A 12383-nucleotide genomic window follows, 5' to 3' on the forward strand; every position below is an offset into this window, starting at 1 on the left:
TTAGGGTAACGGGTTAAACCCGCTGTTAAATTTCCATGTTTGTTTTTCGTCGAATGCGAAAATCACCTGGTTATTCTCCAGGTAAGGCGTACTAAAATAGCCGCTGTAATCGGTGCCTGCATCGTTTTTCATCAGGAACCGGCTGGTGGTTTTACGGGTAGCGATGTCAAATTCCGCTGCGTGGACGTCGAACGGGCCATGCTCACCGCGGGAAAGCAGCTGCCAGTAATAAAGTTTGTCGTTTATCACTGCCGGTGATGAAAAGTAATCGTTGAGGTTCTCCGCAACGCTGCTGAGCTTCGTCGCTTTGTTCTGTGCATCGAGCAATAAATAGGTGCCGTGACTGGCAATCATGGTATCTCCGTTCCACAGCGAATCGGCAAAGGTGTCCGGCTTCTGGTAGACATAGTATTTACCCAAACGCTGAAGGCCAAACCAGCCGCTAATGGTATCAACAAAATCTTTATCACGGGAGATTACGTAGTAAGTACCGTCTTCCAACTCATTACTATAGGTACCCGTATCGATCACGGTAAAACTCGTAAGCAGTTTAAAAGGCTTGAACGATCCGTTGCCGGCAAGCTCCCCGCCTTTTATGGTTTCGGCCGCATCAGCGGTGTCGATTTTTGGCGCCCGTGTACACGACCATACAGCGGCCACAAAACATAAAAAGACTACAGCTTTCATATTAGTCCTTTTTTAACCGTACGGTGACCGCATTTTTATGTGCCTGAAGCCCTTCCAGCTCAGCCAGGATCTCTACAGCTGGACCAATGTTTTTAATTCCCTTTTCGGAGATTTCCTGGAAAGTGATCTTTTTCACGAAAGAATCAACCGATACGCCTGAATATGAACGCGCATAACCGCTTGTCGGCAAGGTGTGATTGGTTCCTGACGCATAGTCGCCCGCACTTTCCGGTGTCAGGCTCCCGATAAAAACGGAACCGGCGCTGGTTACTTTTTTTGCAAGCCCGCGGCTGTATTTCGTTTGAATGATCAGGTGCTCCGGCGCATAACGGTTGCTGAATTCCATGGCCTGGTCTGCACTTGACACGATAACTGCGAAGGAATTGTTCAACGCCATCCTGGCGATCTCTGCCCGTGGCAAAGCCCGGAGCTGTTTTTCGACCTCTTTTAACGTGTCCGTCACAAAATCCGCCGATGCGGAAACCAATATCGCCTGGCTATCCGCGCCATGTTCGGCCTGTGCCAGCAGATCTGCGGCTGCAAAAACCGGGTTGGCCGTTTCATCGGCGATGATCAGTACTTCAGACGGGCCGGCGGGCATATCGATCGCTGTTTGCGTGTCGCCCTGTACCATGGTCTTTGCTTTGGTAACATACTGGTTGCCAGGGCCAAATATCTTGTCCACCTTCGGGATACTTTGCGTACCATAAGCCATTGCGGCCACGGCTTGCGCGCCTCCGGCCAGGTAAACGCGCTCGATGCCAAGCAATACCGCACAATAAGCCAGGAACGCGTTGACCATCCCGTTCTTTTGCGGTGGCGAACAAACGACGATCTCACCGCATCCCGCAAGTTTTGCCGGAATTCCCAGCATCAGGAAAGTACTGGGGAGTACCGCGGTTCCTCCCGGGATGTATAAGCCCACCCGTTCTATTGCCCGGATCTCGCGCCAGCAGGTAACGCCAGGCATAGTTTCCACCGGTTCCTCCTGCTGCAACTGTCCCTTATGAAAAGCATGGATGTTGCGGTAAGCGATCTCTAAAGCTTGTTTTTGTTCCGGACCGATGGTCGCGGCAAGTGCCTGGATTTCTTCTTTGCCTATAAAAAGCTCACGGAGCAGCACGCCGTCAAATCGTTCCGCGTAGCTGAAAAGCGCCGCATCGCCATGCGACTTTACGTTCTCTATAATATCCTGCACCCGCTCGCGGATCTCGTTCCCGTCGTCTGTATTTCTCCGGGTGAGCTCGTTTATTGCACTGTCTGTAAGAGTGTCGTAGTGGTATATTTTTAACATAAGTGTCGGTTGAGTGATCAGCAGGCAGCTATCAGTTCCTTTGAAAGGTCGTAACAGAACTGATCCCTGACCACTGGTTACTACAAGATAATCTTCTCAATCGGTAATACCACGATCCCTTCCGCGCCTGCGGCTTTTAGCTCGCTGATCTTTTCCCAGAAATCGCGCTCCGGGATGACCGTATGAATAGCGATCCAGCCTTCCTCGGCCAGCGGCACCACGGTAGGGCTTTTAATGCCGGGAAGCAATTCTTTCACCCGTTCGAGGTTTTTCTTTTCGATGTTCAACACCACGTACTTGGTTTCGCGGGCCCTTAAAACAGATTGTACGCGCTGGATAAGTTCGCTGATCAGCAGGTTGTCTTCATCGCCTTTACGGCCGATGAGGACCGCTTCCGAAGCCATCACATCTGTAAACGATTGCAAGCCATTGCTTTTCAGCGTACCGCCGGTAGATACCAGGTCACAGATGGCGTCGCTCATGCCGAGACCGGGAGAGATCTCCACGGAGCCCGAAATTGTGCGGATGTCCGCTTTCAGCTTATGCTCATCAAGAAACCGTTTAAGGATAACCGGGTAGGAGGTGGCAATCGCTTTGCCGTTGAGGTCGCCGATAGACCGGATGGTGCTGGTGTGGGGAATGGCGATCTTGAGCGAACATTTTCCAAATCCCAGCCGCTGTAGGTACGCTACGTCGGCCCCGGTTTCGCTGATCACGTTTTCGCCGACGATACCCAGGTCGGCGATGCCGTCCTGTACATATTCGGGGATGTCGTCGTCGCGGAGAAATAAGATCTCCAGCGGGAAGTTAGAAACAGGAGAGATGAGGGAGCTTTTGTAATTGTCGAAACTAAGGCCGCAATTCTTCAGAAGTTCTACAGATTTTTCATTTAATCTGCCCGATTTCTGGATAGCTATTTTGAGTGTTTTCAAGTTTATGTTGTTTAATCAGACCAATGGTTACAGTTGCCAACTATGCGTTTCACGTAGAAACGTACTATTTTATCTATCGCCGCAATGGCGATGATGGAAATGTACGTGGTGGGTGAAAACTACTGGCATTGTATTTGGTTCTCCTGATTAAATCGGGGAGCGCAAATATAGTGGTTCACCTGGAAAAAACAAAAATAAATGATGCGAAGCGCGCCCGATGCCGGAAGGCCCGGGCACGGATGCAGGTAATTAAACAAACAAAATGAAAAGGATCACTTACTCATGTATTTTATTAATTCTCGTCGGACTGACGCTGGGGTCCTGTAAGAAACCCCGGTCTGATATCGGCGCAATCCTGTTCAAGGAAACCAAAAACAAGGTGTTTAAAAAGGTGGATTCCGTAGCTTATTACAAAGTTTTCAAAGAGTTACTGGCCGCTGAAAAAGACAACCTGAGCAACTCGTCCCTTATACAGGAGTTCTATACCACCAATGGTTATGAGCCCTATTTTATCGTGAATTTCACTAAAGACAAGCAGCTGCTGAATGTGGTCGACCATTATGCCCAGGCGCCTGCACATGGTCTTAGTCCTGAGCTGTTTAACCATGCGGAGCTTGCGCCGCTGGTAGCAAAGCTCTATGGTAAAAAGGATATCAAAACGGTGGACGAAGCCTATAAAGTAATTGCACGAACCGAGCTGCTGACAGCCAACTCGCTAATAAAGTATGCTACCGCGATGCAGTATGGTATCGTAAACCCCCGCAAGATCTTTGCGCGCTACTATATGAAAACAGCCAAGCCCGACAGTGCTTTTATGCAAAAAGTGTTTGCTATAACAGACATAAAATCGTTCCTGGATACTATTCAGCCCAGCGGCGACCAATATAAAAAGCTGCAGGCGGCGCTTGCCTCAAATTATATTTATACTGGCATGACCGCCGAAGAAACCAAAAAAGTGATCGGCCTTAACCTCGAGCGCCTTCGCTGGAAAAACAAACCCACCACCGACCGTTATGTATGGGTGAATATCCCGGACTATATGCTTACTTACGTGGAAAACGGCAAACCGGCACTTACTATGAAAGTATGCGTGGGAAAAGGCCCGGAGCAGTCGCAGGCTGACGCAGATTTCGATGAATCGGAAGAATCCGTTCGTCCGCATAATCACACGACGCCCCAACTGAGCAGCGCCATCAACAATGCGCAGGTAAACCCTGTCTGGAACATCCCGGAGAGCATCGCCAAAAACGAGATCTATGCACACGTAATGAAAGACCCGTATTACCTGGTGAACAACAGCATTAATGTATACACCAAAAGCGGCTCGCAGGTCGACGCCGACGACATCGATTGGTCTGATGTAGATAAAAATAACATTCCTTACAGCTTTAAGCAGGCGCCCGGAGATGATAACTCACTGGGAAAAATTAAGTTCCAGTTCCCAAATTCCAGTTCGGTATACCTGCATGACACTCCCGCGCAAAAGCCCTTCGCGTTACCCGTGCGTGCCGTGAGCCATGGATGTGTGCGTGTGGAGAAGCCGCTTGAGCTGGCACACGCCCTGTTTGGTGATGGTGAAAAGTACAACCTCGTAAAAGAAGAAATGACCGAAAGCAATCCGTCAGCGAGAGATATTTCCCTGTCGCAGCCTGTTCCCGTTTTTCTTGATTACATGACCGCCTTCGCAGACGCCGCCGGCCAGGTACAGATCCGCCCGGACGTATATAAGCTGGATGATGTGTTATACCGCAGGATCAGGAAGGCGCTTGCGTATAAGTAGTAAGCACGTTTTACGCAGTACGTTTGCCTCGAACGTACTGCGTAAAACGGTTACAGGCTTTTCAAATACGCAATCGACTGCGGCACCTGCGTGCTGATGTGCGTACTTTCATCTTCGATATAATAATGTTTAATGCCTGCCTTTTTCGCTGCTTTCAGTATTGCCGGGATGTTCATCTGGCCGGTGCCGAGCGCCACGTCATTGTCTACCGGTGTTCCGCCTGAAAAATCCCCTACTACACCTTTTTTAAGGTCTTTGAGGTGCATCAAATGAAAACGCTTGCCGTATTTTTCGAGTAGGGAAACGGGGTCTTTACCTGGATGTACCACCCAAAGGATATCCATTTCAAAGCTCACGTATTCGGGATCGGTATTTTTAACGATATAATCGAAGAGCGTTCCGTCTTCATAATCCCTGAATTCGAAACCATGATTATGATACACCAGGGTAAGATTATATTTTTCTTTCAGGATCTTACCCGCCGCGTTAAAATCATTCGCGGCTTTTTTCGCTTCCTCTACCGTGAAAGGAGTTTTATTGTTCCGCGGTATCCCGGAGATGCGTACATACGATGCACCGAGGGCTTTCGCATCTGCGGCTACGGCATCCGTTTTGGTAGTGGCATCGGGGTAGCTCACACCGAACGACGAGCATATCATACCGCGTTCATCAAGCAGTTTTCGCAGCTCGGCGGCGGTTTTACCGAAAAGGTTCGAGAATTCCATATCAGTAACGCCGAGGCTCCTGATAGTGTCCAGCGTGGCGGCCACATTTGTCTTGAAACTGTTCCGGTAAGTATAAGATACCATACCGGGTTTCTGCGGGAACAAAGGTTTATCTTTCTGGGCAAAACACCCGCTAACCGTTAAGAGGAGTACAATGGAGAGATATTTCAATTTCATTTCTGTTGGTTTTCTAAAATTTATTCTTCGTTACATTGCATAAGCTTCGTGCCCTTCGCTGAACTAAAAAACACGGGTCACGCAAGTTACGCAAAGACTGAAAAAAGATCAGATCTTAATTTCCCAGCCTTTTTCGTACTCGCGGCCCCAGAGCTTCATGGCTTCCTTATCGTTAAGGATACGGCCGTTTGAAGGGTCGCATTTTAATGTCCTTCCCACCCGGTAAGCAATATTTCCGAGTTGGGGCAGCAAGGTCGATTTATGCCCTTCGGCGATCGGTGCGTTGATCGGTTCCGTACCGCGAATGGCGGCGCAGAAGTTCTGGAGATGCAAGCCGTCTAACTGTTCTGTCGGGCTCACTTTATTCGCCGGGTCGAAGGGCGTGTTGTCTTTAGCTTCATAGATCACTTTGTTATTGGCGTCAACCACCTGGTAACTGTTCGCGCCGGGATACACGATCGTGCCTTTATCACCATAAAAGATCACGCCGCGTCCGCTGCCTTCCGAATTGAAATTATTACAGCTGCGTCCTTCCCAGGTAGCGCCTTTATTCCCCGGGAAATTGTAGGTGATGGTTTGCGTATCCGGGGTTTCCCAGTCGTCCTGGAAATGATAGCGGCCGCCTGCAGAAACCACTTCGGTGGGGAAATCTACGCCGAGGCCCCAACGGATCACGTCTAGTTCGTGTGTGCCGTTATTGAGGGCCTCACCGGTGCCCCAGTTCCAGAACCAATGCCAGTTATAGTGCACCAGGTTATCACGATACCCGCGGCGCGGGGCAGGTCCCTGCCAGAGATCAAAGTTCAGGTTCGCCGGAGCCGGAACGGTTTTGCCTTTCCCGATCGACTTCCGGTTGTTCACGTACCAGCCCCTGGCGAAATAAACCCGGCCGATCGCGCCGTCGTGCAGCTTTCCGATCATTTCCTTTACATTGCTGAACGTACGGCGCTGGCTGCCCATCTGGACCTTCCTGCCATATTTTAAGGATGCCTGCACCAGCAGCTCGCCCTCGCGGGGATTGTGGCTGCAGGGTTTTTCAACATACACATTTTTGCCCGCCTGCAGCGCCATAATGGCTGCCGGGGTGTGCCAATGGTCGGGCGCGGAAACCGCCAGGCCATCGAAGTCGTTTACCTCCAGCATTTTTCGGATATCGGTGAATCCCTTCGGGCGCTTACCGGTGATCTTCTCTATATCGGCAATGGACCTTTCAAGCACCGTCGCATCCACATCGCAGATATACCCTACTTCCACATTCGGCAAGCGGGCGAACGTTTTCGAAAGGAACGATCCGCGGCTGTTCGTACCCATCACGCCCAGGACCACTTTATCGGCCGGCGAACCGGAAAAAAGGCTATGGGCATAAGAGAGCGATGGCGAAAGCAGCATGGTAGTGCCCGTGATCCCAGCTTGCTGGAGAAAATGGCGGCGATTGATTGTAAGGGTCATGGAAGTTAAATTGGTTGCGATAAATGTAGGAAACTTTTATCAAATAAATAGTTGTAATTGCTAATATTATTAGTAATTTTATTCCATGTAACGGCTTCTCACATGATCACTTCAAACAGCCATCGGCATATCGCCCATTTCGACCTGGACAGTTTCTTTGTCAGTGTTGCCCGGTTGGATAACAGCGATCTTTTAAATAAGCCGATCCTCATAGGAGGATCGAGCGACCGTGGCGTGGTTGCGGCATGCAGCTACGAGGCCCGGAAATTCGGCGTACACAGCGCGATGCCCATGAAGCTGGCGATGCGTCTTTGCCCGGAGGCCCGGATCGTTAAAGGGGATTACGATAGCTACAGCAAATATTCCCGGGTGGTGACCGAGATCATAAAAGGAGAGGTGCCGGTGCTTGAAAAAGCGAGCATCGACGAGTTTTACATGGACCTTACCGGGATGGATAAATTCTTTGGCTGCAGCAGGTTCACCCTTGAGCTGAAGCAAAAGGTGATGAAAGAAACGGGGCTGCCGATCTCCTATGCGCTCGCCTCCAACAAGCTGATATCGAAGGTCGGCACGAATGAAGCAAAGCCCGACGGGCAGATCGACATCGGCTTCGGCATGGAGCGTGCGTATCTCGCGCCGCTGAAGATCGATAAGATGCCCGGCATCGGGGCGAAGACATCGACTTTGCTGAGACAAATGGGCGTAGAAACGATCCGGATCCTCAGCGAGATCCCTTTGCCGATGATGGAAAGCAAATTCGGCAAAAGCGGCATCGAACTCTCGAGAAAAGCGAAAGGGATCGACACGTCGCCCGTGATCCCTTATTCCGAACAGAAAAGTATCGGCAAGGAAGAAACATTTGGCAATGACACCATCGATGTGCATTACCTGCATAGCGAGTTGGTACGGATGGTAGAGAACGTGGTGTACCAGCTGCGTAGCCAGCGGAAATTATGCGGGTGTGTTACGGTTAAGCTCCGGTATTCGAATTTCGACACCTATACGCGCCAGGCAGCCATCCCTTATACGGCTTCGGATAACGACATCCTGCAGGCAGCCAAAGATCTTTTCAGGAAACTGTACGATAAGCGATTGCTGGTACGGCTGCTTGGCGTGAGGGTAAGCGATCTTGTTTACGGGCAGCAGCAGATCAACCTGTTTACAGATACCGATGAAAGTGTTCGCCTGTACCAGGCGATGGACCATATCCGGACACGCTTTGGCGAAAATATGGTATTCAGGGGTACCGCAGATCATTTACGTTCACCTAAATACCAGCATGTACGTTAACTGCAAAACATATTTTAGCTACCGCTACGGAACGTACGATACGAAGGAGCTGGTAAAAGAGGCGGCAGCACTTGGTGTGCGGGCGATGGCGCTGACAAATATTAACGGATCGCCGGATGCGTGGGATTTTGTCGATTTCTGCCGCGAATACGGTGTAAAGCCCATTCTTGGATGCGAAATAAGGAATGGCCATACGCTCTGCTATGTGCTGCTGGCCAGGAACGCCGTGGGGTTTGCCGTGATCAACCGTTTCATTTCCGTATATAAACAAAACGGGCAGCCATTCCCGGGGCGGTTTGAAGGGCATAGGTCGGTGTATGTGATCTATCCGTTAGGCAGGTTTCAGCCGGACGAGTTGGGGGAGAATGACCTGATCGGGGTGAAGCCCTCGGAGGTCAACAAACTGATCACCCTGCCGATGGCCGCCCACCCGGAGAAATATGTGATCAGGCAGCCCGTTACGTTCCAGGACAAACAGCGGTTTAACCTCCATCGCCTGCTTCGTGCCATCGACCTGAATACGCTCTGTTCCAAGCTTATGCCGCAAGACGTAGCCGGACCGGAAGAGTGCTTCCTGCCGGAAACCGAACTGATCACGCGGTTCCGGGAATATGCGGCGATGATTTGCCGTACCAACAGGCTGATCGAAGACTGCGGCATCGAAACGGAGCTGAAGAGCGATAAGAATAAAAAAACGTTTAGCGAATCTGCGGAAGATGACCGGCGCTTACTGAGGAAACTGGCGTACGACGGGATCTCCCGCCGCTACCCTAAACGAACAAAGGAGATCACAGACCGCATCGAGAAGGAGCTGGACGTGATCAATAAGATGAATTTTAATGCCTGCTACCTGATCGTAAACGACGTGATCCAGTATGCCCGAAGTCGTAATTTCTTTTATGTGGGTCGCGGGAGCGGGGCGAATTCTATCGTGGCTTATCTTATGGGCATTACCGACGTCGACCCGATCCGTTTCGACCTGTATTTCGAACGTTTCCTGAACACGTTCCGGGTAAGCCCGCCGGACTTTGATATTGACTTTAGTCACCGGGACCGGGATGAGGTGATCGACTATATTTTTACCAGGTACGGCAATGACCGGGTTTCGTTACTGGGGATGTACAGCAAGTTCAAGTACCGCGCTACCATACGCGAACTAGGTAAAGTAGTGGGGCTCCCTAAATCGGAGATCGACCAGCTGGCCGCACAACGGCCAGGGAATGTGCCCGACGACCGTCTTCACCGGGCAGTGCTCAAATACGGCCTGCTGCTGAAGAATTTCCCGAATTACCACAGCATTCATGCCGGCGGGATACTGGTATCCGAAGAGCCCATTTATACGTATACGGCTCTTGAAATGCCGCCAAAGGGATTTGCTACTTCACAGGTGGATATGTTCCTTGCCGAAAAAGTGGGGCTGCATAAGCTGGATATCCTAAGTCAGCGTGGGTTGGGGCATATAAAGGATACCATTCAGCTGGTGAAGCAAAACCGGGGAATCAGCATCGACATTACCCGTGTGGATGACTTTATGACGGATGAGAAGGTTGCTTTCAATATCCGGAACGGGAATACCATCGGTTGTTTTTATATCGAGAGCCCGGCGATGCGCCAGCTGCTCACGAAGTTAAGATGCAGCGATTATCTCACGCTGGTAGCGGCGAGCTCGATCATCCGCCCGGGCGTATCCCAATCTGGAATGATGAAGCAGTATATCTATAACTACCATCATCGCGACCAGGTGAAGTACCTCCATCCCAAAATGGAAGAGTTATTGAAAGAGACTTACGGGATCATGGTTTACCAGGAGGATGTGATCAAGGTGGGCCACCACTTCGGCGGATTGAACATGGCGGAATCGGACGTATTGCGCAGAACGATGTCGGGTAAGTACCGCGACAGCGAGGAAATGGACAAGCTCGAATTGAAGTTCTTTGGCAATTGCCGGAAACAAGGGTACCCCGAACACACCATCCGCGAGGTATGGCGGCAAATGGCAAGTTTTGCGGGCTTTTCGTTCAGCAAGGCGCATTCGGCGAGCTTTGCCGTAGAAAGCTACCAGAGCCTCTATCTTAAAACCTACTACCCGATGGAGTTTATGGTAGGGGTGATCAATAACTTCGGAGGGTTTTACCGCACGCCTTTTTACTTCCACGAGCTCAAGCGCACCGGAGCAACGCTGCATGGCCCGTGCGTGAACCGGAGCCATTTGTATACTACCATTAACGGTAAAGATGTTTTTACCGGCTTTATTCATATTGAAAAACTTACCGATACGCTCAAGGAAAAGATCGTGCAGGAACGCGAAGCACACGGGGCTTATCTTACGCTGCAGGATTTCATCGGGCGTGTACAGCCGGGGCAGGAATTACTGAATATCCTGATCAGGGCCGGGGCGCTTCGGTTCACCGGGATCCATAAGAAGGAACTGCTGTGGAAAGCCAATTTCACACAGCACAGGTTAAAAGCGCAGCCGGCGATGGCCGCGTTGTTCGATGAACCTGAAATGGAATTTACACTGCCTGAGTTCAAAAAATATCCCCTTGAGGATGCGCTGGACGAGCTGGAGCTGCTCGGTTTTACTATCGGCAATTCCTTCGACCTGGTGGATGACGACCTTTCCGGGCTCTCATATGCGCGGGAACTCCCGTTGCTGGAAGGGAAGGAAGTGAACCTCCTCGGCGAGCTGGTGATCACCAAAGAGTCCTGGACCCGCAAGAATGAATACATGGTTTTTGGCACCTTCCTGGATCCGCACGGCGACTGGATGGATACGGTCCACTGGCCGGCTTCGATCAACGCATACCCCTTTTCGGGAAGCGGGTTTTACAGGATGAAGGGGAAGGTGATCGCTGATTTTGGCGTGTATGCGGTTGAAGTGACGGAGATGAGCAAAGTGGGACGGAAAGCCGTGTATTAACACTTATATTTGACCGAAAGCCAATTATTATGAAGACGATCCGCCTCTTTATTTTTTTTCTGCTTGCCGGCTTTTCTGCGAATGGCCAGGTCATCAGCCTTAATAAAAAAGAAATATCCGTGTTAAAACGGCTGGTAAAAAATGACCCGGGTGTTAAAAACCGTTATGTCCGTTATGAGAAAGCTGCTAACGCCGCACTTGCGGACACCCCGGACCCTGCCGACACGGTGTTCTCTGAAGGCAGGCTGGCCAGCGATCCGAAAAAGATCGTTACCGCCTACTCACTGCTTGATCTCGACAAGATCTACGCCCTGGCACTTGCGTACCGGATCACCGGGGATAAAAAGTACCTGCATAAAGCGGCGCTGTTTCTTACTGCGTGGGGCAAGCGGAACCAGCCTAACGGCAACCCCATCAACGATACCAAGTTCGAGCATGTATTTGAAGCATTCGACCTGGTAAAAGACGCGCTGACGCCTGCCGACCGCAGGATCGTGAGCACCTGGTTCAGTAAAATGGCGGATGCGGAGATCAATAATCCCCGCTTTAACGGCACGGGAGCAACAGGCCGCAACAATTGGAATTCACACCGGTTAATGGTTATCGGCCTGATCGGTTATGCCGTCAACGATCGCCGATACCAGCAATATGCACTGGCCGAGCTACCCAAACATATCGAAAAGAACCTGTATGCGGATGGATCGGGGCTTGATTTCCACGACAGGGATGCGCTGCACTACCATGTCTATTCGCTTGAGCCCCTGCTTTCGCTTGTCACTACCCTGAAGCGTGCCGGCGAAACCGACTATTATTCTTTTATCTCTGCCTCAGGCTCGTCGATCAGGGGATCGGTTAAGTTCCTGGAACCGTTTGTTACCGGTGAGAAAACCCATGAAGAATTCGTAAACAGCAAAACGGATTTCGACCGCGCCAGGGCCAACAACAATGAGCCCAACTTTAAGATCGGCGCTCTTTTTAAGCCCGATCATGGCGCACGCGTATTTTCACAAGCCGCATTTTTTGATCCTGCACTCTTCGCGATCGCCAAAAAAGGATATGCCAACGAAGAAGCTTACCCCGACTGGCAATCCGTTTTGGCTAAAGTAAAGCGGTAACCCGTATCCCGAAG

At 50.7% G+C, this 12383-nt stretch carries 9 protein-coding genes; 4 read left to right on the forward strand and 5 right to left on the reverse strand.

All coding sequences use genetic code 11. The features are described from left to right. The 3 genes from GS398_RS07500 to hisG form a co-directional block, all read right to left on the reverse strand. A complete protein-coding gene (locus GS398_RS07500; RefSeq protein ID WP_160906155.1) occupies window positions 1-687 on the reverse strand; it encodes a hypothetical protein in 687 nt (228 codons plus the stop codon). 1 nt (window position 688) lies between these two features. After that, window positions 689-1981 (reverse strand): histidinol dehydrogenase, encoded by a 1293-nt coding sequence (gene hisD, locus GS398_RS07505; protein WP_160906156.1) that lies wholly within the window; start codon window positions 1979-1981, stop codon window positions 689-691. 80 nt (window positions 1982-2061) lie between these two features. Next, window positions 2062-2913, reverse strand: coding sequence for an ATP phosphoribosyltransferase (gene hisG, locus GS398_RS07510; RefSeq protein WP_160906157.1), 852 nt, complete (start codon window positions 2911-2913; stop codon window positions 2062-2064). A 262-nt stretch (window positions 2914-3175) separates the two neighbouring features. Here hisG and GS398_RS07515 point away from each other — a divergent pair, with 262 nt between their 5' ends. Then, window positions 3176-4693, forward strand: a complete 1518-nt coding sequence (locus tag GS398_RS07515) for a L,D-transpeptidase family protein (RefSeq protein ID WP_160906158.1) — start codon at window positions 3176-3178, stop codon at window positions 4691-4693. Between the two features lie 50 nt (window positions 4694-4743). Here GS398_RS07515 and GS398_RS07520 read toward each other — a convergent pair whose 3' ends face one another. Further along, entirely contained in the window at window positions 4744-5595 is an 852-nt protein-coding gene (locus GS398_RS07520) for a sugar phosphate isomerase/epimerase family protein (protein WP_160906159.1), read from the reverse strand. 108 nt (window positions 5596-5703) lie between these two features. Next, window positions 5704-7044, reverse strand: coding sequence for a Gfo/Idh/MocA family protein (locus GS398_RS07525; protein ID WP_160906160.1), 1341 nt, complete (start codon window positions 7042-7044; stop codon window positions 5704-5706). Between the two features lie 102 nt (window positions 7045-7146). On the opposite strand from GS398_RS07525, the gene dinB reads away from it, so the two are divergent. The 3 genes from dinB to GS398_RS07540 are packed head-to-tail and all read left to right on the forward strand — an operon-like array spanning window position 7147 to window position 12369. Continuing rightward, window positions 7147-8334, forward strand: a complete 1188-nt coding sequence (dinB, locus tag GS398_RS07530) for a DNA polymerase IV (RefSeq protein WP_160906161.1) — start codon at window positions 7147-7149, stop codon at window positions 8332-8334. Next, window positions 8324-11254 carry a DNA polymerase III subunit alpha gene (locus GS398_RS07535; protein WP_160906162.1) on the forward strand — a complete coding sequence of 977 codons (2931 nt, stop codon included), beginning with the start codon at window positions 8324-8326 and terminating at the stop codon, window positions 11252-11254. The genes dinB and GS398_RS07535 overlap by 11 nt, the downstream gene beginning before the upstream one ends. Before the next feature lie 29 nt (window positions 11255-11283). After that, complete coding sequence (locus GS398_RS07540; RefSeq protein WP_160906163.1) at window positions 11284-12369, forward strand: alginate lyase family protein; 1086 nt, start codon at window positions 11284-11286, stop codon at window positions 12367-12369. Window positions 12370-12383 lie beyond the last annotated feature (14 nt).

The sequence above is a fragment of the Hufsiella ginkgonis genome, assembly GCF_009834915.1.
GTDB classification, from domain to species: Bacteria; Bacteroidota; Bacteroidia; order Sphingobacteriales; family Sphingobacteriaceae; genus Hufsiella; species Hufsiella ginkgonis.